The 25,991-nt window shown below is 67.8% G+C and carries 29 protein-coding genes; 21 read left to right on the forward strand and 8 right to left on the reverse strand.

Features of this window, described 5'->3' with window-relative positions; genetic code table 11:
- Nucleotides 1-3 precede the first annotated feature (3 nt).
- The 4 genes from ABL308_04065 (at nt 4) to ABL308_04080 (ending at nt 2,797) form a co-directional block, all read left to right on the forward strand.
- Nucleotides 4-624 (forward strand): sigma-70 family RNA polymerase sigma factor, encoded by a 621-nt coding sequence (locus tag ABL308_04065; GenBank protein XBQ17056.1) that lies wholly within the window; start codon nt 4-6, stop codon nt 622-624.
- A 32-nt stretch (nt 625-656) separates the two neighbouring features.
- Nucleotides 657-2,339 carry a sensor histidine kinase gene (locus ABL308_04070; protein XBQ17057.1) on the forward strand — a complete coding sequence of 561 codons (1,683 nt, stop codon included), beginning with the start codon at nt 657-659 and terminating at the stop codon, nt 2,337-2,339.
- 95 nt (nt 2,340-2,434) lie between these two features.
- Nucleotides 2,435-2,560 carry an entericidin A/B family lipoprotein gene (locus ABL308_04075; protein ID XBQ17058.1) on the forward strand — a complete coding sequence of 42 codons (126 nt, stop codon included), beginning with the start codon at nt 2,435-2,437 and terminating at the stop codon, nt 2,558-2,560.
- Between the two features lie 54 nt (nt 2,561-2,614).
- Nucleotides 2,615-2,797 (forward strand): hypothetical protein, encoded by a 183-nt coding sequence (locus tag ABL308_04080; protein XBQ17059.1) that lies wholly within the window; start codon nt 2,615-2,617, stop codon nt 2,795-2,797.
- Here the strand turns inward: ABL308_04080 and ABL308_04085 are convergent.
- On the reverse strand, nt 2,794-3,489 hold the full coding sequence (locus ABL308_04085; GenBank protein ID XBQ17060.1) for a sulfite exporter TauE/SafE family protein: 696 nt from the start codon (nt 3,487-3,489) through the stop codon (nt 2,794-2,796). The two genes, ABL308_04080 and ABL308_04085, sit on opposite strands and share 4 nt — an antisense overlap.
- Nucleotides 3,490-3,869: 380 nt before the next feature.
- Between ABL308_04085 and ccoN the strand changes: the two genes are divergently transcribed.
- From ccoN to ccoS, 8 genes are read left to right on the forward strand one after another with little or no spacing between them, the layout of a single operon-like run.
- On the forward strand, nt 3,870-5,351 hold the full coding sequence (gene ccoN, locus ABL308_04090; GenBank protein ID XBQ17711.1) for a cytochrome-c oxidase, cbb3-type subunit I: 1,482 nt from the start codon (nt 3,870-3,872) through the stop codon (nt 5,349-5,351).
- 13 nt (nt 5,352-5,364) lie between these two features.
- Nucleotides 5,365-6,126: a cytochrome-c oxidase, cbb3-type subunit II gene (gene ccoO / locus ABL308_04095; protein XBQ17061.1), complete on the forward strand. Its 762-nt coding sequence runs from the start codon at nt 5,365-5,367 to the stop codon at nt 6,124-6,126.
- Between the two features lie 6 nt (nt 6,127-6,132).
- Complete coding sequence (locus ABL308_04100) at nt 6,133-6,333, forward strand: cbb3-type cytochrome c oxidase subunit 3 (GenBank protein XBQ17062.1); 201 nt, start codon at nt 6,133-6,135, stop codon at nt 6,331-6,333.
- Nucleotides 6,326-7,324, forward strand: a complete 999-nt coding sequence (ccoP, locus tag ABL308_04105; protein XBQ17063.1) for a cytochrome-c oxidase, cbb3-type subunit III — start codon at nt 6,326-6,328, stop codon at nt 7,322-7,324. The genes ABL308_04100 and ccoP overlap by 8 nt, the downstream gene beginning before the upstream one ends.
- A 46-nt stretch (nt 7,325-7,370) precedes the next feature.
- Nucleotides 7,371-8,870, forward strand: coding sequence for a cytochrome c oxidase accessory protein CcoG (ccoG, locus tag ABL308_04110; protein ID XBQ17064.1), 1,500 nt, complete (start codon nt 7,371-7,373; stop codon nt 8,868-8,870).
- Nucleotides 8,867-9,367, forward strand: coding sequence for a FixH family protein (locus tag ABL308_04115; GenBank protein XBQ17065.1), 501 nt, complete (start codon nt 8,867-8,869; stop codon nt 9,365-9,367). The genes ccoG and ABL308_04115 overlap by 4 nt, the downstream gene beginning before the upstream one ends.
- Nucleotides 9,355-11,562 (forward strand): heavy metal translocating P-type ATPase, encoded by a 2,208-nt coding sequence (locus tag ABL308_04120; GenBank protein ID XBQ17066.1) that lies wholly within the window; start codon nt 9,355-9,357, stop codon nt 11,560-11,562. The genes ABL308_04115 and ABL308_04120 overlap by 13 nt, the downstream gene beginning before the upstream one ends.
- Nucleotides 11,559-11,750, forward strand: a complete 192-nt coding sequence (gene ccoS, locus ABL308_04125; GenBank protein ID XBQ17067.1) for a cbb3-type cytochrome oxidase assembly protein CcoS — start codon at nt 11,559-11,561, stop codon at nt 11,748-11,750. Before ABL308_04120 ends, ccoS begins: the two co-directional genes overlap by 4 nt.
- Here the strand turns inward: ccoS and ABL308_04130 are convergent.
- Nucleotides 11,747-12,565, reverse strand: a complete 819-nt coding sequence (locus tag ABL308_04130; protein XBQ17068.1) for a DUF2189 domain-containing protein — start codon at nt 12,563-12,565, stop codon at nt 11,747-11,749. The genes ccoS and ABL308_04130 overlap by 4 nt on opposite strands.
- A gap of 135 nt (nt 12,566-12,700) precedes the next feature.
- Here ABL308_04130 and ABL308_04135 point away from each other — a divergent pair, with 135 nt between their 5' ends.
- Nucleotides 12,701-13,525 (forward strand): SDR family oxidoreductase, encoded by an 825-nt coding sequence (locus ABL308_04135; GenBank protein XBQ17069.1) that lies wholly within the window; start codon nt 12,701-12,703, stop codon nt 13,523-13,525.
- On the opposite strand, the gene ABL308_04140 is transcribed toward ABL308_04135, so the two are convergent.
- From ABL308_04140 to ABL308_04150, 3 genes are all read right to left on the reverse strand, one after another.
- On the reverse strand, nt 13,522-15,273 hold the full coding sequence (locus ABL308_04140) for a DUF885 domain-containing protein (protein ID XBQ17070.1): 1,752 nt from the start codon (nt 15,271-15,273) through the stop codon (nt 13,522-13,524). The two genes, ABL308_04135 and ABL308_04140, sit on opposite strands and share 4 nt — an antisense overlap.
- 71 nt (nt 15,274-15,344) lie before the next feature.
- The gene (locus ABL308_04145) at nt 15,345-17,009 is read right to left on the reverse strand and encodes a hypothetical protein (protein XBQ17071.1); all 1,665 of its coding nucleotides are present in this window, start codon (nt 17,007-17,009) and stop codon (nt 15,345-15,347) included.
- Nucleotides 17,010-17,083: 74 nt separating this feature from the next.
- Nucleotides 17,084-17,965: an SDR family oxidoreductase gene (locus tag ABL308_04150; GenBank protein ID XBQ17072.1), complete on the reverse strand. Its 882-nt coding sequence runs from the start codon at nt 17,963-17,965 to the stop codon at nt 17,084-17,086.
- 177 nt (nt 17,966-18,142) lie between these two features.
- On the opposite strand from ABL308_04150, the gene sdhC reads away from it, so the two are divergent.
- From sdhC to ABL308_04175, 5 genes are read left to right on the forward strand one after another with little or no spacing between them, the layout of a single operon-like run.
- A complete protein-coding gene (gene sdhC / locus ABL308_04155; protein ID XBQ17073.1) occupies nt 18,143-18,613 on the forward strand; it encodes a succinate dehydrogenase, cytochrome b556 subunit in 471 nt (156 codons plus the stop codon).
- Nucleotides 18,613-18,990 carry a succinate dehydrogenase, hydrophobic membrane anchor protein gene (sdhD, locus tag ABL308_04160; GenBank protein XBQ17074.1) on the forward strand — a complete coding sequence of 126 codons (378 nt, stop codon included), beginning with the start codon at nt 18,613-18,615 and terminating at the stop codon, nt 18,988-18,990. The genes sdhC and sdhD overlap by 1 nt, the downstream gene beginning before the upstream one ends.
- 15 nt (nt 18,991-19,005) lie before the next feature.
- Entirely contained in the window at nt 19,006-20,796 is a 1,791-nt protein-coding gene (gene sdhA / locus ABL308_04165) for a succinate dehydrogenase flavoprotein subunit (GenBank protein XBQ17075.1), read from the forward strand.
- A gap of 60 nt (nt 20,797-20,856) precedes the next feature.
- A complete protein-coding gene (locus ABL308_04170; GenBank protein ID XBQ17076.1) occupies nt 20,857-21,081 on the forward strand; it encodes a hypothetical protein in 225 nt (74 codons plus the stop codon).
- Between the two features lie 16 nt (nt 21,082-21,097).
- A complete protein-coding gene (locus tag ABL308_04175) occupies nt 21,098-21,883 on the forward strand; it encodes a succinate dehydrogenase iron-sulfur subunit (protein ID XBQ17077.1) in 786 nt (261 codons plus the stop codon).
- Nucleotides 21,884-21,944: 61 nt separating this feature from the next.
- Here ABL308_04175 and ABL308_04180 read toward each other — a convergent pair whose 3' ends face one another.
- From ABL308_04180 to ABL308_04190, 3 genes are read right to left on the reverse strand one after another with little or no spacing between them, the layout of a single operon-like run.
- Entirely contained in the window at nt 21,945-22,820 is an 876-nt protein-coding gene (locus tag ABL308_04180) for a 1-acyl-sn-glycerol-3-phosphate acyltransferase (protein ID XBQ17078.1), read from the reverse strand.
- Nucleotides 22,817-23,653, reverse strand: coding sequence for a 1-acyl-sn-glycerol-3-phosphate acyltransferase (locus ABL308_04185; protein XBQ17079.1), 837 nt, complete (start codon nt 23,651-23,653; stop codon nt 22,817-22,819). Before ABL308_04185 ends, ABL308_04180 begins: the two co-directional genes overlap by 4 nt.
- 31 nt (nt 23,654-23,684) lie before the next feature.
- Nucleotides 23,685-24,017 (reverse strand): metalloregulator ArsR/SmtB family transcription factor, encoded by a 333-nt coding sequence (locus tag ABL308_04190; GenBank protein XBQ17080.1) that lies wholly within the window; start codon nt 24,015-24,017, stop codon nt 23,685-23,687.
- An 88-nt stretch (nt 24,018-24,105) separates the two neighbouring features.
- Between ABL308_04190 and ABL308_04195 the strand changes: the two genes are divergently transcribed.
- Genes ABL308_04195 through arsH form a run of 3 tightly spaced genes read left to right on the forward strand, consistent with a single transcriptional unit; the run spans nt 24,106 to nt 25,978 of the window.
- Complete coding sequence (locus tag ABL308_04195; GenBank protein XBQ17081.1) at nt 24,106-24,591, forward strand: arsenate reductase ArsC; 486 nt, start codon at nt 24,106-24,108, stop codon at nt 24,589-24,591.
- A complete protein-coding gene (locus ABL308_04200) occupies nt 24,588-25,253 on the forward strand; it encodes an MIP/aquaporin family protein (protein ID XBQ17082.1) in 666 nt (221 codons plus the stop codon). Before ABL308_04195 ends, ABL308_04200 begins: the two co-directional genes overlap by 4 nt.
- Entirely contained in the window at nt 25,250-25,978 is a 729-nt protein-coding gene (arsH, locus tag ABL308_04205; GenBank protein ID XBQ17083.1) for an arsenical resistance protein ArsH, read from the forward strand. The genes ABL308_04200 and arsH overlap by 4 nt, the downstream gene beginning before the upstream one ends.
- Nucleotides 25,979-25,991 lie beyond the last annotated feature (13 nt).

Consider the following 25,991-nt stretch of genomic DNA (forward strand, 5'->3'; position numbering starts at 1 on the left):
GCCATGGACGGTGCTTCCAAACCCGATATCGAACCGCTGTCCAATCGCGAGTTCCGCGAGGAGCTCACCGCCGCGATCCCCTATATGCGGGCCTTCGCGCGAAGCCTGACGAGCAACGACGCCGCCGCCGACGACCTGACCCAGGACGCGCTGGTCAAGGCCTGGCGCGCGCGCGACCGGTTCAAAGCCGGCACGAATTTCCGCGCCTGGGTCTTCACCATCGTCAGAAACCAGTTCTATTCCGACCAGCGCCGGTCCTGGCGCCAGGCGCCGTGGGACGAGGAAAAGGCCAAGCGCACCCTGTCGGGGCCGCAGGGTCTCGATTCGATGATGGCGCTGGACGAGCTGCGCCGCGCGCTTCAGAACCTGCCCGAGGACCAGCGCGAGGCGATCGTGCTCGTCGGCGCGGGCGGCTTCGCCTATGAGGAGGCCGCGACCATCTGCGGCTGCGCGGTCGGCACGATCAAGAGCCGGGTGAGCCGGGCGCGCAAGGCGCTGGCCGCCATGCTGGAGGAAGGCGCGGACGCTCTGCCCGACACCGACGAGGGTGAAACCGCCACCGATGCGGCGGAGCTTCTGATGGCTGAAGTGGACGCCCTTGCAAACGGCCGGCGCAACCGCTAGCCGGGGAGGCCGAAGCCAGCGAGGCACGGCGCATGGAATTCAGGCCGAAGCGCGGATTGCGGCTGCAACTGATTGCTGTGCTCGCGATCGCGCTGAGCCCGCTGCTTCTGCTGTCCGCCGTCCAGTCCTGGTTCGAGTACCGTGACGAGCGCCGGCAGGAGACGCGGCTGCTTTTCTCCACATCCCTGGTTGCGAGCCAGGACCTCGAGGCGGCGCTACAACGTGCAAGCGGAATGGCGGCCGCGGTGTCGTCGCGCGCCTTCGCGTTCCTGACCGACGCCGAGGGTTGCCAGCGCGCGTTCGCCCGGATCGCCGAGACCGACGAGATGATCGCCAACATCTCGCTGATCGACACGGACGGCCGGCCGGTGTGCAGCTCCATGCCCGCCCCGCCGGAAGCGAACGCCTCGGAGCGGCGATTTTTTCAACGTCTCAGATCGGGGGCCCAGGCCTCGTTTTCCCGGGTCTACTTCGGTCCGATCTCACGCCGGCCCGTGATCGTCGCCGGGCGCCGGGTGACCTCGGCGAGCGATGGAGGCTTCGCCGGCGCGATCGCGGTTTCGGTCGATTTGAGCGCAGCCTCGGGTCTTCTGCGTCAGGACTTTCTTCCTGCAGGCGCGGCGATCGCGCTAATCGACGAGGGCGGCGTCACGCCGCTCTATGACGCTGGCGCGGGTGGGCCGAGTTTCGACCTCTCACTGCTCGACATCGCGCTCGAAGCGGGCAGCCCCGGCGAGCCCGAGCGCGTGCCGTCGCAAGACTTCGCGCCGGGCTACACGGTCATCACCGCCCCGCTGATCGAGGACGAGCTGGGCCTGCTGATCGCCGCGCCCACGCGCGAGATCAACGCCTGGGGCGGGCTGGACGTGCTGGGCACGTTGCTCATCCCCACGATCATGTGGCTGCTGGCGCTGGCCTGCGTTTGGATCGCGATCGACCTCTTCGTGCTGCGCTGGCTGACCTATCTGGGGCGCATGGCGCGACTCTATGGCGGGGGGCGCTTCGACCTGCCCGCAAGGCGCGCGCGCAGCGCGCCCTACGAGGTGCGCGAGCTGGCCGACACGATGGAGCGGATGGCGCAATCGCTCGAACGCCAGACCAGCGAGCTCGAGGACGTGGTTGAACAGCGCGGCGCGCTGCTGCGGGAAATCCACCACCGGGTGAAGAACAATCTGCAGATCATCGTCAGCCTGCTCAATCTGCAGGCCGGCCGGCTTGACGATGAACGCGCGCGCGCGCCGCTGTTCGAGGCGCGCCGGCGCATCAATGCGCTCGCCATGGTCCATCGCAGCCTCTACGAGGCCGAGGACCTGCGCTATGTGCAGATGCGCGGCTTCCTCGACCAGCTGGTCGCAAACCTCACCGACGTGTCGCGCGACGACCGGCTGATCGAGGTGACCGTGCACTCCGACGAGATCGCCTTCACGCCCGACCAGACCGCCCCGCTGGCGCTGTTCGTCACCGAAGCGGTGACCAACGCCTTCAAGCACGCCTTCGAGGGGCGCACGCACGGCCGGATCGAGGTGCGGCTGAGCTGCATCGAGGACGAGTGTGTCGTCGAGGTGATCGATGACGGGACCGGCGCGGCGGAAGGCGCCGCGCGCGGCACCGGCTCGTCACTGATGCAGGCCTTCGCCACCCAGCTCGGCGGCGTGGTCGAGGAGGGCGCGCCCGAAGGCGGCGGCCACCGGGCGGCGCTCCGCTTCCCGAACTGACAATCGATCCAGAGGCATAAAGGCATGCAGGCGGCGGGAACCTTGCCGGGCCGGTTCACGTTCTCAAGGACGTGTCAACCTGTTGGAGGCAAAAAATGAAATTGTTCGCCGCAACGCTTTTCTCGCTGCTCTTCCTCGCGCTGGGCGGCTGCAACACGATCCAGGGCTTCGGCCAGGACGTCGAGAACACCGGTGAAGCCATCGAAGACGCTGGCGAATAAGCGCGGGAGGTGAGCCATGTTCGCAGCGACCGCAGCTGTACGGAGACGACCCCCGTGACCCAGTCTTTCAAATCGGACAAGCAGCGCCGCGAGGACGTGCGCCGCGCGGCCGATCCCGATGACGACAAGGCCCTGCTCGACGAGCTCGATTTCGGGCAGAGCACCACGCGTCTGGCCATGTACCTGGCCGCGACCGGCCTCGGCGCCGCCGCGCTGGTCGCGATCGTGATGGGCTAGACGCCGGCCGCGGTCACCCCTGCGAGCACGACAAGCGCCGCCGCTGCGACCCAGCGGGCGGCGCTCGCGCGTGTGAGGGCCGCCAGAGCGCCCGCGCCCGCCCCGGCTGCGATCATCGCCGGCGCGGTGCCCAGCCCGAACCCGGCCATGACCAGCGCGCCCTGCGCGGCCGAGCCCGAAAGCCCCGCGTAAAAGGTCGTCACATAGACCATCGCGCACGGCACCAGCCCCCAGGCGAGCCCCAGCCCGACCGCGCCCAGCCGGTGAAGCCTGTGCAGCCGCCGCGTCATCGGGCCGGCGAGCCGGGCGGCGGCCTGTCCCAGCCGCCCGCCGAAAAGCGGGATTTCCAGCACCGTGAGCGCGGCGATCAGCAGCACCACCGCTGAGAGATAGCGCGCCAGAAGCCGCGCGGCCTCGGGCGGGGCGGCGCTCTGAAAGCCCTGACCCAGCCAGCCCGCGATCGCGCCCAGCGCGACATAGACCGCGATCCGCCCTGCGCTCGCCAGCGACACCGTGCGCGCCCGGGCGAGCACGGGCCGGTCGCTTCCCGCCGCGCCGATCGCCGCGGCGATTCCTGAGCACATCGTCAGACAGTGAAGACTGGCGGCGAATCCCGCGATCAGCCCGGCGAGAAAGTCGAGCTCGGCGCGGCCGCCCAGAAGCGGCCCGATGTCCAGACCTGGGTGTGTCAACGTGTCGCCTCGCCTGCATCGAAAGCGCTTCTACCCGCGTTCAATCCGCCGAGCGCCCTTGGCTGGCTGGATATCACGGCCCGCCGAGACGCGCGCGCAGGCCGGGTGCGTTCGGGCGTGAGGCATATTGCCCTACTTCCCATACGTCTTTGTACCCGCAAGGAAGGGGCGGACTTTACGGGACTTTCCTCATGGAGGGGCGAATGACCGCGCTCGCGGCAGACAAACGGACCGGCTTCGACGCCAACGCCATGATCGTGACGGCCATCTGCGCGCTGGGCGCGGTGTGGGCGCTGATCGCGGCGGCCAACGGCGCTGACGCCGCCATGCGCACCCACGCCTGGGTGATCGGGATCGGCTTCGTGCTGGGCCTGTTCGCGATGGTGGGGGTGTACTCCAGCAACGGCGTGCTGAACGACAAGACCGAGTACGCCGAGAACGTCGTCAAATACGGCGTCGTCGCCTCCATGTTCTGGGCGATCGCAGGGCTTCTGGTCGGCGTAATCATCGCCTTCCAGCTCGCCTTCCCCGACATATTGCAGCATCCCGCGCTCGAGGAGTTCAATTTCGGACGGCTGCGGCCGGTGCACACCAGCGCGGTGATCTTCGCCTTCGGCGGCAACGTGCTGATCGCCACGAGCTTCTATGTCGTCCAGCGCACCTGCCGGACTCGGCTGGCGGGCGGGATCTGGCCCTGGTTCGTGTTCTGGGGCTACCAGCTCTTCATCGTGGTCGCGGCGACCGGCTACCTGCTGGGCATCACCCAGGGCAAGGAATACGCCGAGCCCGAATGGTACGCGGATCTGTGGCTGACGCTGGTCTGGGTCGTCTACCTGCTGGTCTTCCTGGGCACGCTGGCCAAGCGCAAGGAACCCCACATCTACGTGGCGAACTGGTTCTACCTGGCCTTCATCGTGACCATCGCGATGCTGCACGTGGTCAACAACCTGGCCATGCCGGTCTCCCCGATCGGCTCGCGCAGCTTCTCCGCCTTCGCCGGCGTTCAGGACGCGCTGACCCAGTGGTGGTACGGCCACAACGCCGTGGGCTTCTTCCTGACCGCCGGCTTCCTGGCGATCATGTACTACTTCATCCCCAAGCGGGCCGAGCGGCCGGTCTTCTCCTACCGGCTGTCGATCATCCACTTCTGGGCGCTGATCTTCATCTACATCTGGGCCGGCCCGCACCACCTGCACTACACCGCGCTGCCTGAATGGGCGCAGACGCTGGGCATGACCTTCTCGGTGATCCTGTGGATGCCCAGCTGGGGCGGCATGATCAACGGCCTGATGACGCTTTCGGGCGCGTGGGACAAGCTTCGCACCGATCCGGTGATCCGGATGCTCGTCGTCTCTGTGGCCTTCTACGGCATGTCGACCTTCGAAGGCCCGGTGATGTCGATCCGGGCGGTCAATTCGCTCAGCCACTACACCGACTGGACGATCGGCCACGTGCACTCCGGCGCTCTGGGCTGGGTGGGCTTCATCAGCTTCGGCGCGATCTACTGCCTGGTGCCGTGGCTCTGGAAGCGCAAGGGGATGTTCTCCCGCGCGCTGATCGAGTGGCACTTCTGGATCGCGACCCTGGGCATCCTTCTGTACATCACCTCGATGTGGGTCAGCGGGATCATGCAGGGCCTGATGTGGCGGGCGTACAACTCGCTGGGCTTCCTCGAATACTCGTTCGTCGAGACCGTCGAGGCGATGCACCCCTACTACATCATCCGCGCCCTGGGCGGCGTTCTGTACCTGGTCGGCGCGCTGCTAATGGCCTGGAACGTCTACAAGACCATCAAGGGCGACGTGAAGAAGACCGAGGACGAGGCCCAGCCTCAGTCCGCCGCCATCCAGCCGGCCGAGTAAGGGGGGACCTGAAATGGCCAAGAAAACCAATCCGATCTGGGGCTGGCACAAGAAGGTTCTCGAGCAGAACTCGATCGTGCTCACCGCCGGCGTGCTCGTCGTGGTCTCCATCGGCGGCATCGTCGAGATCGCCCCGCTCTTCTATCTCGACGAAACCATCGAAGAGGTGGAGGGCGTGCGCCCCTACACCCCGCTCGCGGTGATGGGCCGGGACATCTACATTCGCGAGGGCTGCTACACCTGCCACTCGCAGATGATCCGCCCGCTGCGCGACGAGGTGGAGCGCTACGGCCACTACTCGCTGGCCGCCGAGAGCATGTACGACCACCCCTTCCAGTGGGGCTCCAAGCGGACGGGGCCCGATCTGGCACGGGTCGGCGGCAAGTATTCCGACGAATGGCACCGCGACCATTTCCGCGATCCGCGCTCGGTCGTGCCTGAATCGATCATGCCGCCCTACGCCTTCCTGGCCGACACCCCGCTTGAGATCGACGTGGTCGAGGGCCGGCTGAAGGCGCTGATGCGCGTGGGCGTGCCCTATGACGAGCAGGGCCGGCTCGAGAACGCGGTGAACGACGTCTACACCCAGCTCGACCCGTTCTCTTCGGACTACGACGCTTTCCTCGAGCGCTATCCGGGCGCGCCGATCCGCGATTTCGACGGCAACGACCGGATCGTCTCCGAGCTCGACGCGCTGATCGCCTACATCCAGGTGCTCGGCACCATGGTCGACTTCGAGACCTACGAAGCCGACGCCGACGAGAATCTGAGGTAGCCCGGGATGTACGAACCGCTCTCCAGCTTCGCGCAGACCTGGGGCCTTCTGCTGTTCGTCGCCTTCTTCATCGGCGCGGCGGTCTACGCCTTTTGGCCGAAGAACAAGGACAAGTTCGAAGAGGCCGCCCGCGTCCCGCTCGAAGACGACGACCGGCCCGCCGCCGCTGAAGAAAGCGCCGGAGACAAGGATCGCAGCCATGACTAAAGAGACCGACAAAAGTCCTGCCGGCGAAAAGCCCGAAGTGGACGCCTATTCCGGCGTGGACACGACCGGACACGAATGGGACGGCATCAAGGAGCTGGATAATCCGCTCCCGCGCTGGTGGCTGTGGATCTTCTACGCCACCATCGCCTGGGCGGTGGTCTACATGATCTTCATGCCGGCCCTGCCCGCCCCGCCGGGCTTCGACGGACACACCCGCGGGCTGCGCAATCACTCCGAGCGCGCCAACGTCACCGAGGCGCTGGCCGAACTTCAGGCCTCGCGCGGGCCGATGTTCGCCCGGCTTCAGCAGGCGGCGGCAGACGGGGGTATTGAAGCGATCGAGCGCGATCCCGAACTGTTGAACTTCGCACTGGCCGCCGGCGAAAGCGCGTTCGGCGACAATTGCGCGACCTGCCACGGCGCCGGCGCTCAGGGCTTCATCGGCTATCCGAACCTGAACGACGACGTGTGGATCTGGGACGGCACGTTCGAGGGCATCCAGTACACCCTGCACAAGGGCATCCGCTGGGAGCAGAACCCCGACACCCGCTTCTCCCAGATGCCGGCCTACGGGCAGGACGGACTTCTCAGCCGTGAGGAGATCGCTGCGGTCGCCGACCACGTCATGACCCTGGCGGGCATGATCGAGCCCACCGAGGCGGGCCGGACCGTCGGTACCGAGATCTTCAACCAGCAGTGCTCGACCTGCCACGGCGCGGACGGGACCGGAGACCGGACCATCGGCGCGCCGAACCTGGTGGACCGGGACTGGCTCTACGGATCGGAGCCCGAGAACATCCGGGCGAGCATCTATCGCGGGCCCTACGGCGTGATGCCGGCCTGGGAGGAGCGCCTGGACGAGGAAGTCATCACTGCGCTCGCCGCCTATGTCTTCTTGCTGGGCGGAGGCGAACGCGAAGCCTTCACCGAAGCCGCGCTCGATCCTGCGATCAGCGGCGGCGCAGACACGGACGGAGCCGCCGGGCGCTAGACCCGGCGGCGCCCGCCCTGGCCGGGACGCCCGGCCGGAGAGGTCGATGGAACTGATCAAAAACAGGCCCGCGCCGAAGGCCAAGGCCGCCGACGGCGTCGCGGTGCACGACGCCGAGCCTGTGAACTCGCCCGAACGGCGCGAGCTCTACCACAAGCGCGAGCCGATCTATCCCAAGCTGGTGCACGGCAAGTTCCGCAGCGCCAAGTGGATCTTCATGATCCTGGCGCTGGGCGTTTACTACCTGCTGCCCTTCGTGCGCTGGGACCGCGGCCCGGGCGCGCCCGATCAGGCCGTGCTCGTCGATTTCGCGAACGCGCGCTTCTACTTCTTCTTCATCGAGCTGTGGCCGCAGGAGGTGTTCTACATCACCGGCCTTCTGATCCTGGCCGCGCTGCTGCTGTTTCTGGTGACCGCCCTGTTCGGCCGGGTGTGGTGCGGTTACGCCTGCCCCCAGACGGTCTGGACCGATCTGTTCATCGCCGTCGAACGCCTGTTCGAGGGCGACCGCAACAAGCGCATGCGGCTGGATAAACAGCCCTGGAGCTTCGACAAGGCCTGGCGGAAGATTTCCAAGCACGCGGTCTGGCTGGTCATCGCGGCGGCCACCGGCGGGGCGTGGATCCTGTATTTCCACGACGCCTTCGCGGTGCTGGAGAATTTCTTCACCGGCCAGGCGGCGCTGACGAGCTATCTCTTCTTCGCCATCCTGACCTTCACCACCTACACGCTCGCCGGCACGATGCGCGAGCAGGTGTGCACCTACATGTGTCCCTGGCCGCGCATCCAGGCGGGGCTGACCGACCAGCAATCGCTGAACGTCATGTACCGGGTCGACCGCGGCGAGCCGCGCGGCGCGCACAAGAAGGGCGAGAGCTGGGAGGGCCGGGGCGACTGCATCGACTGCAAGGCCTGCGTGGCGGCCTGTCCGATGGGCATCGACATCCGCGAAGGCGCCCAGCTCGAATGCATCGGCTGCGCGCTGTGCATCGACGCCTGCGACGAGATCATGGTCAAGGTGAACCGGCCCAAGGGCCTGATCGCCTATGACACCGACCTCAATATCGAGCGCCGGATGAAGGGCGAGAAGACGCAGTTCAACCTGCTCCGCCCGCGCGTGATCCTGTATGCGGCGCTGATCGCGGCGGTGTCGGGCCTGATGCTGTTCGGGCTGATCAACCGCTCCGAGCTCGAGCTCAACTCCTATCGCGACCGCAATCCGAACTTCGTGACCCTGAGCGACGGCACGGTGCGCAACGGCTATACGCTGACGGTCCTGAACAAGGCCGGCGAGCCGCGCACGCTGGACGTCTCGCTTCAGACCGATCCGATGATGCGCATGCGGGTGATCGGCGCCACCGAAGCCGCGCCGACCCGGCTTGCGGTGCCTGCGGATACGACACAGGATTTCCGCATCTTCCTGTCGCTGCCGCCCGAAGCGGTGGATCGCGCCTCGGAAGACGTCACGTTCGTGGTCACCGATCCGGCGACCGGAGAGACCGCCCGCACCGAGGCGGTGTTCATTACAGGAGAGGGCGGCAGATGAGCACCGGCGACTGGAACGACGTTCACGAGGGCCCGGCGAAGTTCAGGATCAAGGGCTGGCACGTGCTGGCGATGATGGTGGCGTTTTTCGGCGTCATCTTCACGGTGAACACGCTTTTCATCACCCTGGCGCTGGGCAGCTTTCCCGGCGAGCAGACCCGGCGCTCCTACATGCAGGGCCTGCAATACAACGATGTCATCGCCGAGCGCGAAGCCCAGGCGGCGCTGGGCTGGACGGCGGCGGCCAATCTCACCGCCGAGACCGTGATCGTCAGCGTGCGCGACGCGAACGCGAACCCGGTGACCAATCTGCAGCTCGAAGGCGCGCTGCGCCGGCCCGCCGACATGGATCTCGACCACGCCCTCGCCTTCGAGGAGATCCGGCCCGGCGTCTATTCCGCGCCGGTGAGCGGGCTTCTGGAAGGCCGTTATATTCTTGAAGCGCAGTCGGCGGGCGAATTGCCCTTCGTTCTGGAGAGCGAGCTGTGGCGGCGCTAGACGCCGGTTTCGCGCCTTCAGCCCCCTCCCCGCTCGACGAGCGCCGCGAGGAGGCCGCCGCCCATGTGCGCGCCGGCCCCGAAGAGGGGCGCAAGCGCCTCGATCTCGCGGTCACCGGAGCGACCTGTGCGGCCTGCATCCAGAAGATCGAAGGCGCGCTCACGAAGATGGACGGCGTCAGGCGCGCGCGGCTGAACCTCTCCACCGGCCGGCTGGGCGTGGAGTTCGCCGGCGCCGACGAGCGGGCGGGCGATTTCCTCATGGCGGTCGAGGCGCTGGGCTACGGCGCGCGGCCCTACTCCGCCGAAGCCGCCGACGACGCCCGCACCCGCGAGGAAAAGCGCCTTCTGCGCGCGCTGGCCGTCTCCGGCTTCGCGATGATGAACGTGATGCTGCTCTCGATCAGCGTCTGGGCGGGCGAAGGCGAGATGGACCTCGCCACCAAGACGCTGATGCACTGGATCTCGGGGCTTATCGCGCTTCCGGCGGTGGCCTATGCCGGGATGCCCTTCTTTGAAAGCGGCTGGCGGAGCCTCAAGGCGCGGCGGGTCAATATGGACGTGCCGATCTCGCTGGCGGTGCTGCTGGCGTGCGTTCTGTCGATCTACGAGACCGCGATGGGTCATGGCGAGGCGTATTTCGACGCCGCGGTCATGCTGCTCTTCTTTCTGCTGATCGGCCGCTATCTCGACCAGCGCCTGCGCGCCAAGGCCGGCCGGGCCGCGCGCGATCTCGCCTCGCTGCAGGCCTCCATCGCCCACAGGATCGGCGAGGACGGCGCGGTGAAGGCCGTGCCCGCCCGCGACGTCGCGCCCGGCGAGCTTCTGCTGATCAAGACCGGCGAGCGCTTCCCCGTGGACGGCGTGATCGAGACCGGCGACAGCCGGGCCGACGCGGCGCTGGTCACCGGAGAGACCGAACCGGTCGCCCTGACGCCCGGCGCGGAGGCGTTTTCGGGGATGATCAATCTCGGCGCGCCGGTGAAACTGCGCGCCAGCGCGGCGAGCGCAGACTCCCTGCTGGCAGAGATCGCCCGGCTGGTCGAAGCCGGCGAGCAGTCGAAATCGCGCTACGTGCAGTACGCCGACCACGCTGCGCGCGCCTATGTGCCGGCGGTGTTCGTCATGGCGGCTGCGACCTTGCTGGGCTGGCTCGCGATCGGCGGCTCGCCGCACGACGCGATCATGAACGCGATCGCGGTGCTGATCATCACCTGCCCCTGCGCGATGGCGCTGGTCGCCCCGGCGGTACAGGTGGTCGCCTGCGGACGGCTGTTTCAGGCCGGCGTGCTGGTCAAATCCGGCGATGCGCTGGAGCGGCTGGCCGATGCGAAAACCGTCGTCTTCGACAAGACCGGCACGCTGACCCGCGGCGCGCCGGAACTTCTGAACGGCGAAACCCTGGGCGCCGAGACCATAGAGACCGCCGCCCGACTCGCCCGCGCCTCGCGCCATCCGCTCAGCCGCGCCGCCGTCCGGGCCGCAGGGCCGGGAAAGCTGGCCGAGGCGGTGACCGAGACCGCCGGAGGCGGGCTGGAGGGCCTGGTCGACGGCCGCCTCGTGCGCTTCGGCTCGGCGCGCTTCTGCGAGGTGGACAGCACTGGCGACGCCGCGCTGGAAGCCTGGCTGTCGGTCGAGGGGCGCGCGCCCGTGCGCTTCGTCTTCTCCGACGCGCTGCGCCCCGGCGCGGCCGAAGCGTTGCGCGCGCTCGAGGCCCAGGGCCTGTCCAGCGAGCTTCTGAGCGGGGATCGCGCCGAACCGGTGGCCTCGGCCGCCGAAGCGCTGGAGATCGGCCGCTGGAAAGCCGGCCTCAAACCCCAGGACAAGATCGCCCGGATCGAGGCGCTGAAGGCTGAAGGCCTCGCCCCGGTCATGGTGGGCGACGGGCTGAACGACGCGCCGGCGCTTGCGAGCGCCTACGTTTCGATCTCGATGGGCTCGGCCGCCGAGATCAGCCGTGACGCGGCCGATCTCGTGGTTCAGGGCGACCGTCTGACCGCCATTCCGCGCGCGGTGGAGATCGCGCGGACGGCCAAGCGCCGGATGATGGAGAATTTCGCGCTGGCGAACATCTATAACGCCATCGCCGTGCCGCTGGCGGTGTTCGGCCTGGTCAATCCGCTGGTCGCCGCGCTCGCCATGTCGAGCTCGTCGATCGTCGTCATGCTCAACGCGCTGAGGCTCGCCCGCTCGTGACCGCGATACTCTGGCTCATCCCCGCCGCCCTGGCGCTCGGCGCGCTCGGGCTCGTCGCCTTCTTCTGGTCGATGCGCTCGGGCCAGTACGAGGACATCGAAGGCGCGGCCGAACGCATCCTCATCGACGAGGACAAACCCATCGTCGATGAGGACGAGCCGGAAAGCGAAGACCCGCGCGAGCGCTAGGCTTCGCTGGTCTTCTCGGCGAGTTCGCGCGCGCTCGGCATCGGCTTGGGCGCGAAGTCCTTATAGGCCCGCCAGCTCGCATGCGCGATCAGCGGGAAGGTCACCGCCAGCCCGATCAGGAAGAACGCAGCGCCCAGCGCGACGAAGAAGGCGATCAGAAGCGCCCACGTGCCCATCACGAAGGGCTGGGCGAACACCGCCTTGACGCTGGCCACCATGGCGGTGACCGCGTCCACGTCCTGATCGACGATCATCGGAAAGCTCAGCGCGGAGACCATGAAGGCCGCAAACCCCAGCGCCGCGCCGATCGCCGTGCCGACCGCCAGAAGCGTCACGCCCGACGGATCGGAGAACAGGAAGCTCGCCGTGCTGGCGATCCGGTAGTCCGCGTCGCCGGCGGCGAACATCACGAACAGGAACTGCGCCAGACGCGCCCAGGCCAGGAAGAAGACGAAGAGCAGGACGGTCAGAAGACCCATCTGGGTCAGCCGGCTCGGCGAGATCCGCCAGAAGTCGAGCATGCCCGGCGTCTCGCCGTCATGAAGCTTCTGGCTGACGCAATAGATGCCCACCGCGAAGACCGGGCCGACGAGCGCGAAGCCGCCCACGAAGACCGGCACGAAACCCGCCATGCCCAGCATGGAGAGCCCCAGCGTGATCGCGATGCCCAGAAGCGTGAAGGTCGCGCCGTATCCGATCGAGGTGACGGGGGCTGCGCGCATGTCCGCGATACCGCCCTTGATCCAGCTCCAGGGCGCGTCGCGCCGTACTTTTTCAAGCGTCACCATGATGGTCTCTCCCCGACCGATCCGCATCGGCTCGTCCGCCGAATTACACCTACGAAGCTTGCGGTATTCGCCCCGCTTCCGCAACAGTGAACAACGTTCACGAATTCGCCGGAACGCGCTAGGCTCGGGTTCGGCGGACATAGCGGCAGGCGAGCGAGAACGATGGGCGGACGCTTCGAATTTGGCGGCGGCACGGCGGTGATCACCGGCGCGGCTAGCGGCATCGGCGAGGCGCTGGCCGAGGCGCTCGCCGCCCGCGGCTGCAATCTCGCTTTGGCCGATATAGACGAGGCGGGCGTGAAGGCGGTCGCCAATCGCCTGAATTCAAACACCGTTCGCGCCACGGCCCATAAGCTCGACGTCTCCGATCCGGCAGCGCCCGCGGCCTTCGCCGAGACCGTGAAGGCCGAGCATGGCGGAGCGACCCTTCTGGTCAACAACGCCGGCATCGCCGCGGGCGGCACGTTCGACGAAATCACGCCTGAGGTCTTCGATCAGGTGATGGCGGTAAATTTCCACGGCGTCGTGGCGATGAGCCGGGCCTTCCTGCCGCTTCTAAAGGCCGCACCCGCTTCGAGGCTCGTGAACATCTCCTCGATCTTCGGCGTGGTCGCGCCTCCCGGTCAGACCGCCTATTGCGCCAGCAAGTTCGCCGTGCGGGGCTTTTCGATGGCGCTGGCGCATGAGCTCGAAGGCTCGAATGTCGGCGTCACGGTGGTCCATCCCGGCGGCGTCGCCACGAAGATCGCCGAGAACGCCCGCATCCCCGAAGACGCCGACCCCGAGGAGGTGGCAGCGGCGAAAGCCCACGCCAAGGCGGCGCTGATCATGCCCCCGCCCCGCGCCGCGGAGATCATCCTCAGCGGCGTGGAGCGGGGCAAACGCCGGGTGCTCGTGGGCAACGACGCCCAGCTCGCCGCGATCTTCGAGCGGCTGCTGCCGGCGAGCTACATGGCGGTCATGCGCCGCCGGGTGAGCGCGCGCTAGTTTTCGGTCGCCGCCGCCTGCGCGTCGATCCAGTTGCGCATCTTCGTTTCGAGATAGCCCAGCGGCACCCCGCCCTCTTCCAGGATCGTGTCGTGGAAGGCGGAAAGGTCGAAATCGGCGCCCAACCGCGCCTCTGCATCCGAGCGCAGCTCGCGGATCAGCAGCTCGCCGGTCTTGTAGGCCAGCGCCTGGCCCGGCCAGCTGATATAGCGGCTGACCTCGTTGGTGATGTTCAGCGGCGCGAGGGCGGAGTTCTCGAGGAAACACGCCTCGGCCTCCTCACGGGTCCAGCCGTACCAGTGGATGCCGGTGTCGGCGACCAGCCGGCAGGCGCGCCACATCTCGTAGGTCAGCGCGCCGAACCGGTCGTACGGGTCCTCGTAAAAGCCCATGTCGTAGCCGAGATACTCCGCATAGAGCCCCCAGCCCTCGCCGAAGGCGGTGATGTAGGTCTCGCGCCGGAAATCGGGCACGTCCTGCATTTCCTGGGCGAGCGCGATCTGGTGGTGATGGCCCGGCACCGCCTCGTGCAGGGTCAGCGCGGGCAGCTCGTAAAGCGGGCGCTGGTCGAGCCGGTAGGTGTTGACCATGTAGCCGCCCGCCTCGCCGTTCTCCGCATCGCCCGGCCAGTAGCGCGCCGTCGTGTAGTTCGGCGCCAGAGCGGCGGGCACGGCGCGCACGCCGTAAGGAAGGCGCGGCAAACGGTCGAAGAAGGCGGGCATGGCGTCGTCGGCCTTCTTGGACAGGTACGACGCCGTCATCATCAGCTCCATCTCGCTGTCCGCGTAGAAGCGCGGATCGGTGCGCAGGAACTGAAGGAAGTCCGCGAACGAGCCCTCGAAGCCGGTCTCGGCGATGACCTCCTCCATCTCGGCGCGGATGCGCGCCACTTCCGAAAGGCCGCGCTGATGAACCGCCTCAGGGCTGGTATCGAGCGTGGTGTGCATGCGCACGAGGTCGGAATAGAACGCGTCCCCGCCGGGCAGGGCGCGGGCGCCCAGCGTCTCGCGCGCGCCGGGGATGTATTCGTTCACGAAGAAGCGATGCAGCTCGCGCAGGGCCGGCAGGGCCTCTTCCTCGATCGCCCGCAAGGCCGCCGCCTCGAGGCGCTCGCGCTCCTGCATGCTCAACGTATCGGGCAGGCCCCGCAGCGGCGCGAACAGCGTGCTGTCTTCGGGCGCGACGATCTGGGCTTCGATCTGGTCGGCGACGCCGGGCAGGATCTCGCGCGGCTGGGTGATCCCGAGCTCGAGCCCGCGCTCCAGCCAGGCCTGGTGCTGATCGAAATAGGCCGGCAGCGCCTCGATCCGCGCGATCCAGGCTTCGGCCTGTTCGGGCGTGCGCAGGCGGGTGCCCATCGCGACGAAGTTCGGGCTGGTGTGAAACCCGCTGTCGTTGGTGAAGGGCGTCATCGCCGCGCGCGTGGACGGGATCGCCGCCGCGCTTTCAAGCAGATAGGCGAGCACGGCGTAGCTGGCGGCCTGATCGCCGGGCAGGGCGCCCGGATCGATCGCTTCGAGCCGCGCGAGGAATTCCGCCATCGCAGAATCGCGCGCCGCGACCGCCTCATAGCTGGCATCGGGCCAGCGCGAGGCCGCGTCGAGATCGCCGCGCCGCCCCTTGCCGATCACGTCGCGCGCCTCGTTGAAGGCTTCATAGTCGGCGATCAGCGCCTCGAGGTCCTCCGCCGGATCAGCGAAGGCGGGCGCGGCCAGCAGGACGGCGAGAAGAACGATCAGCACACGCATCAGCAGGCATTCCTTGGCTTCAGGTTTCACCGCCAGTCTAACCGCACCGCCGGGGTGCGCCAGCCGTCCGTTCAGGGACGGGCGCGCCCGGCGAGGATTGCAAAGCAGACCGGGTCAGACGCCGCTCCGTCGGCAGGCGTCAGGCGTTGGACCGGCGCCGTCTCGCCTGTAGTCGGCAGATAGCTCAAAACCACCTCCTCTTGGCCGTCGAGAATGCGGAAAGCTGAAGGCTGCGTGGCGTCGCCGACAGCCCCCGCGACGCGTTCGAGCAGGATCATGCCCGGCTCGAAAACGCCGGCGGCGGGGCCTTCGGGATCGACCTCGGCGATGAGGAAGCCTTCACCGCCGTCCTCGCGCGGCGCCAGGGTCATGCCGTACACGAACACGGGCTCGAGGCCGGTCTCGACCACCCCGCAGGCGCCGAACGTGTCGGGGTGCAGAACGATCGTCTCCCCCTGTACGATATGGCGCTGATAGAGATCGGCGACGTCCACGCCGGTCGCAGTGCGCACCGCCGCGACGAAGCCTTCAGGCGCGGACGGTTCGGCCGGATTTTGGTACATCGCCGCCAGCACGTCGTCGAGATCCATCCCGCCATTCGTCGCCTGACGGACGCGATGCTCCACCAGAGCGGCGAAGAGTTTTCCGCGCAGATAGGGCAGGCGCTGCAGATCGAAATCGGTCCAGAAGCCTTCCGCGATGGCGGCGTTGGGCGCGGTGCGCACCGGCGAGCTCATGTACTCGGCGAGAAACTCGTTCCAGTGGCCGATCGCGGCGGCGGCGTCCCAGGCGCCGCCCAGAAGTCCGGCCCGGGTGGTGACGAAATCGGTGAACCCTTCGGAGAACCAATAGCCGTAGGGCTCGTTTGCGCCTTGGGGCAGCCCGCCGAGGCGCAGCGGCAGCCAGGTGTGCGCGTGTTCGTGCACGAGAATGCGCTGAAGGATGTCGGGCGGGGTGTTCGCCGTTCCGAACAGCGCGAACGCGTCGTCCAGGTTGGTGCCGCCGAAACTCGACATGCCCGGCGCGGCCGCGACCGGCAGGCCGGTGACCAGATACGGCTCGGCCCGGTCGTCGAAATAGAGAAGATTGGACCGTACCGCCGCTTCGGTCGCCGCAGCGATCAGGTCCGCATCCATCTGCCCGCGCACGGCGACGCGTACCTGCGCGCCGTCGATATCGATCGCTCTCACGGTGAAATCGCCCGCGGCGATCACGGACGGCCCGACATCGGCCAGGGTGAGGCCTTCGTGTTCGAGATCGGACGCCAGCGCCCATTCCTCGGGCGTTTCAAAGCGCACGGAGACCGGCGTGTCGCCCGGCGCGTCAGGCCGAATGAGCGCGGTATGTCCGATCATGTGCACGTATCCGGGCCGCACCCAGGGCCGGTAATTGTCGTCGGGCTCGGCGGCCGGCTCGCCGTCCCGGTCCTGGATTACGCGCCAGGTGACGGTGAGCGGCGCGCCGGGGGCGTGCGACACCGCGCGGCGGCCGGGCGCGGCCGGATCGGCTGCGGCCAGGGTCCCGCCCTCCACGGCGAGGTCCTCGATCCCGCGCCAAAGGTCGTCTTCGCCGCCCCAGCTGGTCGGCAGGACGAGTTCGGTCATCCCGTCGGCGTCACCGCTGAATTGCAGCGTCATGGTGACGGCGGCGGGCGCGTCTGGCGAAGCGGTTATGGCGATGGTGTAGTCCAGCCCCGGCGTCGCAGCCTGAAGGGCGGCGGCGAGCAAGCTCAGCATGGCGTCTCCCCTGTTGACTTTACGGGGAAACTAAGCAGAGCGCGCCGGGCCGGGCTAATGAAGATTTGGAAAGCTCACCGTCTGCGCTCGGCAAGCGCTTCGGGGGTCAGCCCCAATGCTTTCGCCACGAGCCGGTCGGCCAGGCGGCCCGGCAGGATCGCGAGCAGGAATTGCTGATAGGGCTCGGGCGTGACGATCGTGTTCAGCTTCGGCTTTTTCGCCGTGAGGCCTTTGAAGATCGCCTCGGCGACTTTCGAGGGCGGCAGCCCGTCCCGGCCGCGCGAGAGCATGTATTTCAGCACGCGGTCGATCGGCCCGGCGTAATCGGTGTGCGCATAGAGATCGGGATCGATTTCCTCGGCCTTGTCCCAGATCGGCGTGGCGATGGGTCCCGGATTGATGGCGACGACGTCGATCCCGTACATCATCAGCTCGCGGCGGAGGCCCTGAGTGAAGGCTTCCAGCGCGAATTTCGAGCAGGCGTAGGGGGTGACGAGCGGAGAGGCGTTCAGCCCCGCCACCGAGGAAATGTTGACGATCCGCCCCGGCGGGCCCTTTCGCGTTTCGCCTGCGCCCAGAAGCGGCGCGAAGGCCTTGGTCACGCGGTGCTGGCCGGTGACGTTCACATCGAGCTGGCGCGCCATCTCGCCCTCGGCCAGGTGCAGGAGCGGGCCGGCGACCGCGATCCCGGCGTTGTTCACCAGCCCCGACAGCGCCCGGCCGTCCAGCATGGCGCGCGCCTCTTCGGCGGCGGCGACGCAGGTCTCGTTGTCGGTCACGTCGATGATCAGGGGCGTGACCTGCGGGCCGAGCTCGGCGAGCAGGCGCTCGGCGTCGGCTTCCTTGCGCACCCCGGCGAAAACCCGCCAGCCGCGCCCGATCAGAAGCTCGGCGGTGGCGTAGCCGATCCCGGTGGACGCGCCTGTGATCACTGCAGTTTTGGGCGATTCCGCCATGTCCGGCCCTCCCAGCTGACCGCCGCAAGGTCGCAAGGGGAAAAACCGGCGTCAATCAGGCCCGCCCCGCCAATGAAAATCGTTTGCAAACAAGGCGCAGCGCGCCCGCCTCTTCGCGTTGACGCGCGCCCGGTGCGGATTATTGTTCGCCGCGACCCGCGCCGGATTTCCTCCGGCGTGTTGATTTTCATTGCATTCGAGGTCGAGCGCATGTCCGCGAACACCACGTCGAAGGCGGCAGATTCCAAACGGCCCGCCGTGAGCGGGCGGCCGCTCAGCCCTCACGTCCAGATCTGGCGCTGGCATCCGACCATGGCGAGTTCGATCCTGCACCGCGCGAGCGGGGTGGCGAACTATGTCGGCGCGATCCTGTTCACGATCTGGCTGCTGCTGGTCGCCTCCGGGCCCGAGACCTATGCGGTCTGGGAAGATCTGCGCGCCGGCCCTGTGGGCGTCCTCGTCACCCTGGCGCTGATCGTGTTCACCCTGTCGCTGAGCTATCACCTCCTGAACGGGCTGCGTCACCTGGCCTGGGACGCGGGCAAGGGGTTCGATCCCAAGGGCTCGAACCGGCGGTCCTATTACATCTTCGCTGGAGCGATCGTGGTTACCGCGCTGGTCTGGATCTTCGCCGGAGGGCTCGTCTGATGACCGACTACCGCACACCGCTGTCCAAGGCGCGCGGCCTGGGCTCGGCGAAGTCCGGCGTGGGCCATTTCATCGGCCAGCGCGTCAGCGCCATCGCGCTCGCCGTGCTGGTGCCGCTCTTCATCTGGTCGGTCGCGGCGCTGCCCTCGGGCGATCACGCGGCGGCTTCGGCCTGGCTGGGCTCGCCGCTGGGCGCGATCGTGACGATCCTGGCGCTGAGCGCGGCGTTTTTTCACATGCGGATCGGTCTTCAGGTCGTGATCGAGGACTATATCCACAAGCCGGCGACCAAAATGGTCCTGCTTATCGCGAACGCGCTGATCCCGGCCGGGCTGTGGCTCGCCATGATCTACGCCGTGCTCGTGATCGCGACCTAGGAGACGAATAGACAGATGGCTTCGTATCAGTGGATCGATCACACCTTCGACGTCGTGGTGGTGGGCGCGGGCGGTTCGGGCCTGCGCGCAGCTCTGGGCGCGGCCCAGGCCGGTCTGAAGACCGCCTGCATCTCGAAAGTGTTTCCCACGCGCTCGCACACCGTCGCGGCCCAGGGCGGCATCTCCGCCTCGCTCGGAAACATGGGCGAGGACGACTGGCGCTGGCACATGTACGACACCGTGAAGGGGTCGGACTGGCTGGGCGATCAGGACGCCATCGAGTATCTCTGCCGCAACGCGCCTGAGGCCGTGTACGAGCTCGAGCACTGGGGCGTGCCGTTTTCGCGCACCGAGGACGGCAAGATCTATCAGCGCGCCTTCGGCGGCATGACGCGCAATTTCGGCGAAGGCCCGGTCCAACGCACCTGCGCGGCGGCCGACCGCACCGGCCACGCCATCCTGCACACGCTTTATGGCCAGTCCCTGCGTCACTCGACGGAGTTCTTCATCGAGTACTTCGTCATGGACCTGATCATGGACGATGACGGCGCCTGCCGCGGCGTCACCGCCTGGAAGCTGGACGACGGCACGCTGCACCGCTTCCGCGCGCAGAAGACCATCCTGGCCACCGGCGGCTACGGCCGGGCCTATTTCTCCGCCACCAGCGCACATACCTGCACCGGCGACGGCAACGCCATGGTGCTGCGCGCAGGGCTGCCGCTGCAGGACATGGAGTTCGTCCAGTTCCACCCCACCGGCATTTACGGCGCGGGCTGTCTGATCACCGAGGGCGCGCGCGGCGAGGGCGGCTATCTGACCAACTCCGAAGGCGAGCGCTTCATGGAGCGCTACGCCCCGAACGCCAAGGACCTCGCCAGCCGTGACGTGGTCAGCCGCGCGATGACGATGGAGATCCGTGAAGGCCGCGGCGTCGGCAAGGACGGCGACCACATCCACCTTCACCTCGATCATCTCGATCCGGCCGTGCTGCACGAGCGCCTGCCGGGCATTTCCGAAAGCGCGAAGATCTTCGCCGGCGTGGACGTGACACGCGAGCCGATCCCGGTTCTGCCGACCGTGCACTACAATATGGGCGGCATCCCGACGAACTATCACGGCGAAGTGCTGACCAAGGCGAACGGCGATCCCGACACGGTGGTGCCCGGCCTGATGGCGGTCGGCGAAGCGGCCTGCGTGAGCGTTCACGGCGCAAATCGTCTGGGCTCGAACTCGCTGATCGACCTGGTGGTCTTCGGCCGGGCCGCGGGCCTGCGCTGCGCGGAGACGACCGAGAGCGGCGCGAACCAGCCCGACTTCGAGAAGTCCGCCGGCCAGTCCAGCCTCGATCGCTTCGACCGTCTGCGTCACGCCGACGGCGGCGCGCCGACCGCCAGGCTGCGCCTCGACATGCAGCGGGCCATGCAGGAGAACTGCGCGGTCTTCCGCACCCAGGACGTCCTGGACGAAGGCGTGGAACGCATCACCAAGGTGTTTGGCGACGCCCGCGACATCCGGATCACCGACCGCACGATGATCTGGAACACCGACCTGGTCGAAGCGCTCGAATTCGACAATCTCATCCAGCAGGCCGCCGTGACGGTGAACTCCGCCGCCGCCCGGACCGAGAGCCGCGGCGCGCATGCGCGCGAGGACTATCCCGACCGCGACGACACCAACTGGATGAAGCACACCCTGGCGTTCCTCGATCTGGACACCGGCAAGGTCAAACTCGACGACCGCCCGATCCACGACTACACGCTGTCCAACGACATCGGGTACATCGAGCCGAAAGCGCGGGTTTACTGAGCTGGACGCGAATATCTGTGCTAGACTGAAGGTCGTTCAGTCTGGCGTGAGCGGAGACCGATGAGCGAAGAGCCTGACAGTCTGGTCCTCGAATATCTCAAGCGCATCCATGGCGAGCTCGGCGGCTTGCGCGCGGATGTCCAGAACTTGCGCGACGGTGTGAGTTCGCTTGAGGATCAGGTGGCGGGCCTGCGCCGCGATTTCGTCCGCATGGAGCATCGTTTCGACGCACTCGAACTGCGCGTCGAACGCATCGAACGCCGCCTCGATCTGACCGAGGCCTGACTGAACGGGAAGACCCATGGTCGCACTGACGCTGCCGAAGAACTCCAAGATCGCCAAGGGTAAGACCTGGCCCAAGCCCGAGGGCGCGGATCCGACGAATCTGCGCGAGTTCAAGGTCTACCGCTACGATCCCGAGAGCGGCGAGAACCCGCGCTGGGACACGTATTACGTGGATCTCGCCAATTGCGGGCCGATGGTTCTGGACGCGCTGTTCTACATCAAGAACGAGATCGACACGACGCTGGCCTTCCGGCGCTCCTGCCGCGAGGGGATTTGCGGGTCCTGCGCGATGAATATCGGCGGGCGCAACACCATCGCCTGCACCTACGGCATCGACGAGGTGAAGGGCGCGGTCACGATCGCTCCGCTGCCCCACCAGCCGGTGGTCAAGGACCTCGTCCCGGACCTGACGAATTTCTACGCCCAGCTTCAGTCGATCCAGCCCTATCTGAAGACCGACAGCCCCACCCCGCAGCGCGAGTGGAAGCAGAGCCCCGAGCAGCGGGCCGAGCTGGACGGGCTTTACGAGTGCATCCTGTGCGCCAGCTGCTCGACGGCGTGCCCGTCCTACTGGTGGAACTCCGACAAGTATCTGGGCCCCGCCGCGCTTCTGCAGGCCTATCGCTGGATCGCCGACAGCCGCGACGAGGCGACGGGCGAGCGGCTGGACGACCTTGAAGACCCCTTCAAGCTCTATCGCTGCCACACGATCATGAACTGCGCTCAGGTCTGCCCCAAGGGCCTGAACCCGGCCAAGGCCATCGGCAAGATCAAGGAGCTGATGGTCGAGCGCCAGACGTAAGCCTCGATCGCCGTTCGCTTTTTCGAAAGGCCCCGGCCGGCCCGCCGGGGCTTTTTTTCTGTCAGGCTCGCCCCGCCGTCCGGGCGCCCCATGCCAGCGCCTCGCAGATCTGCTTGAGGTGCTCGCTGGCCGCGCGGTCGTCGCCGGGCAAAGCGCGGGCGTCCAGCGGATCGCCGAAACGAAGCCGGTAACGCGCGCCGCGCTGTCTCAGGAGGCCGTGAAACAGGGTGACGTCGCGCAGCTCCTCGTGGATCTGCGCCAGCGCGTAATAGGCGAGCGGCATGCGCTGAACGACGCCGACGGGCACGACCGGCGCTGCGAACCTCCGGGCGAGCGAGACGCCCGTGGCCGCCCAGGCCGGCTCGACCAGCCGGCGCGCCCGCCAGCTCCAGTCCGCCATGCGGCCGGCGGGGAAGATCACCACGCATTTGCCGGCGTTGAAGGCCTCCATGGCGGCCTTGAGCGTCTCCCGGGCGCGCGTACGGGCCAGATCGCCGCGCCGCCATTCCACCGGGATGATGCGCGAGCGCAGGCCGGGACAGATCCTCAGCGCGTCGCGATTGGCGAAATAGACGAGATCGTCGCGCCGGCCCTTCAGCGCCGTCCAGATCGCATTGCCGTCCGCGATCCCGCCGGGATGGTTGGCGATCAGCAGGACCGGGCCTTCGGCGGGCACGCGGTCGACCCCTTCGGCCGTCACGTCGAGATCGAGAAAGGCGTCACCGAAGGCGAAGCATTGCTCGGCGTCGAGTTCGCGCACGGCCTCGACCAGGCTTATCGCGTCGCGATAGCCCAGCGCCGGATCGGCGACCGCGCGCACCAGCCGCCAGAGCCGCCTCCGGGTCTTCAGGCTGGGCGCGCGCTCCTCGATCAGCGCGTTCACCAGCGCGCGTGCGTCGGCGGCGGGGCTCGGCTCGTCACGCGGATCAAGGCTCAACGCGCGATCCTCGCAAGGCTCTCGCTCATCGATTTCAGCGCTTCGGTGGCCGCGACTTCGCCCTCGGGCAGGTCGTCAGGCTCGACGCATTCGGCGAAGCGCAGGGCGTAACGCGAACTGCGCTTGGCCAGGAGCTCGTGGAACACCGTCATGTGCTTGAGCTCTTCGTGGATCTGCCCCAGCCCGTAGAACATCAGGCTCATCCGCTGTTTCACGCCCAGCGGCACGATCGGCGCGCCGAATTTCCGCGCCAGGCTGACGGCGGTGACCTGCCAGGGCTCTTCGGCCAGGCGCATCTTGCGCCAGTCCCATTTCGACATGCGGCCGGCGGGAAAGACCACGATGCAGCGGCCGTCCCTGAACGCCTCGATCGACTGGCGCAGCGTGTCGCGCGTCTTCTGGCGCGAGCGGGCGCCGGGCCGCCATTCGACCGGGATCACGATGTCGGCCAGCCCTTCACAGACCCGGATCGCGTCGCGATTGGCGAAGAACACCATGTCCGGCCGCCGCGCCTTCAGCGCCCGCCAGACCGCTATGCCGTCCGCGATGCCGCCGGGATGGTTCGCCGTGATCACGCACGGTCCGCTTTCCGGTACGTTCCTGAGCCCGTCGGCGGAGACCTCGAGGTCGAGAAAATCCTCCGCCCAGTCCATCGCCTCGCGCCCGCCCATCGGCGCCATGGTGTCGGCGATCCGCACCGCGCGGCCATAGCCGAGCATGGGATAGAACACCGCCTTCACGGCCGGCCAGAACGCGCTCGCGCGCAGGCGCACCGCGCGCTCCTCGATGAGCTGGTCGACGATATGGGGCGCGGGTTCGGTCATTGCGCGCATGAAGGATCAACGCGCGGCGTCTTTCAAGCGCTCAGCAGCGCGGCGCGGCCGCGTCGAGCACCGGGGCGCAGACTTCAGGCCGGCCCTGGCAGCAATCCTCGACGAGATAGCGCACCAGCGCGCCGGCCCGGCCCATGTCCACCGCATAGATGCGCGCCCGGCCCTCGGCCCGGCCCGCGACGAGGCCGGCGCGCGACAGGGCGGCGAGATGGGCGGACAGATTGCTCGGCGAAATCTCGAGCGCCTCGGCGAGACGGCCCGCCGCCAGCCCCTCCGGCCCCGCGGCGATGAGCAGCCGGAAGAGCTTCAGGCGCGTGGCGTTGGCGAGCGCGGCGAAGCCGGCGACGGCGGCGGTTTCGTCCATGAGCGCAGCTCCTTTCACGTTTCAATGAAACTTGAAACGTTGACCGATCCAGCGTAATCAGGCCCGGTCTCGAACACCAGAGGGCCCGATGAACATCCTCATCCTGTGCACCGGCAACTCCGCGCGCTCAATCCTGGGCGAAGCCCTTTTCAACGCCCTGGGCCAAGGACGCGTGCGAGGCTTTTCCGCCGGCTCGAAGCCCAAGGGCGTGCCCCATCCCGAGGCGCTGGCGACGCTGCGCCGTCACGGATTGTCCACCGATAGGTTGCGGTCGAAGAGCTGGGACGAGTTCGAGGGAGAGGGCGCGCCGGTCATGGACGCGGTGATCACCGTGTGCGACAGCGCGGCGAGCGAAACCTGCCCGGTCTGGCCCGGCGCGCCCGCCCGCGCGCATTGGAGCCTGCCCGACCCGGCGGCCGTCGAAGACCAGCCCGCTCAGACCGAAGCCTTCGAAACGGCGTTCGCAGCGCTGAAGGCGCGCGTTCAGGCCGCGCTGGACGCCGGCCTTGTGGACGCGTCCCCGGCCGAACGCAGCGCGATCCTGCAGCGCGTCCATGACGAGGCGGGCCGGTGAGCCTCGCCCGCCGCCTCGCCGCGGAAGGTCTCGGCACGGGCTTTCTGCTCGCCGCCGTCATCGGCTCGGGGATCATGGCCGAGACGCTGACCGAAGACGTCGCGCTGGCGCTGCTCGCGAACACGATCGCCACCGGCGCGGCGCTTTACGTGCTCATCGCCACGCTCGGCCCGGTCTCGGGCGCGCATTTCAACCCCGCCGTGACGCTGGCCATGTGGCTGAGGAAGCGGATCGGGGCGGGTGAAGCCGCGCTCTTCGTCGCCGTGCAGATCGCGGGCGGGATCGCGGGCATGCTCGCCGCTCATCTGATGTTTGAACTCGACGTGGTGCAGATCAGCGAAAAGGTGCGCACCGGGCCGAGCCAGTGGTTCTCCGAAGCGGTCGCGACCTTCGGCCTGGTCTTCTTCATCTTCATGGCGGTCGCCCGGCGGCCAGACAGCGTCCCGGCCGTCGTCGCGCTCTACATCACGGCGGCTTACTGGTTCACCGCCTCGACCAGCTTCGCCAACCCGGCGGTGACGGTCGCGCGCGCGCTGACCGACACGTTTTCAGGCATCGCCCCGGCCGACGCGCCGGGCTTCATCGCCGCCCAGCTCGCCGCAGCCGCACTGGCCGCAGGCACGGCGGCCTGGTTCGACCGAAAGCCACCGGAGACGGCATGACCGACGACACCTTCCCCGCGCTCGACGAGACGAGCTTCGCGAAGATCGACCATGGTCAGCTCTTTCCGGCGAACCGGGCGAGCCGTCCGCCGCGCATCGCGCTGCTCTACGGCTCCTTGCGTGAACGCTCCTTCTCGCGGCTCGCCACCGAAGAAGCCGCGCGGATATTGAACCGTCTCGGCGCGGAGACGCGGACCTTCAACCCCACCGGCCTGCCCTTGCCGGACGATCCGGCCAACACCGAAGGCGCAGACCACCCCAAGGTCGCCGAGCTGCGCGAACTGGCCAGCTGGGCGGAGGGCATGGTCTGGTGCAGCCCGGAGCGTCACGGCGCGATGACCGGGATCATGAAGGCGCAGATCGACTGGATTCCGCTTTCGCTGGGCGCGGTGCGGCCCACCCAGGGCAAGACGCTGGCGGTGATGCAGGTCTCAGGCGGATCGCAGAGCTTCAACGCGGTCAACCAGCTGCGCGTTCTGGGCCGCTGGATGCGGATGATCACCATCCCCAACCAGTCCTCCATCCCCAAGGCGTTCCTGGAGTTCGGCGAGGACGACCGGATGAAGCCGTCTGCGCTCTACGACCGGGTCGTGGACGTGATGGAAGAGCTGGTGAAGTTCACTCTGCTAACGCGCGACAGCGCGGGCTATCTCGTCGACCGGTATTCAGAGCGCAAGGAAAGCGCCGAACAGCTCTCGGCGCGGGTGAACCAGCGCTCGATCTGACGCAGCGCCTCAT

It is taken from the genome of Oceanicaulis sp. (assembly GCA_040112665.1).
Classification (GTDB): domain Bacteria; phylum Pseudomonadota; class Alphaproteobacteria; order Caulobacterales; family Maricaulaceae; genus Oceanicaulis.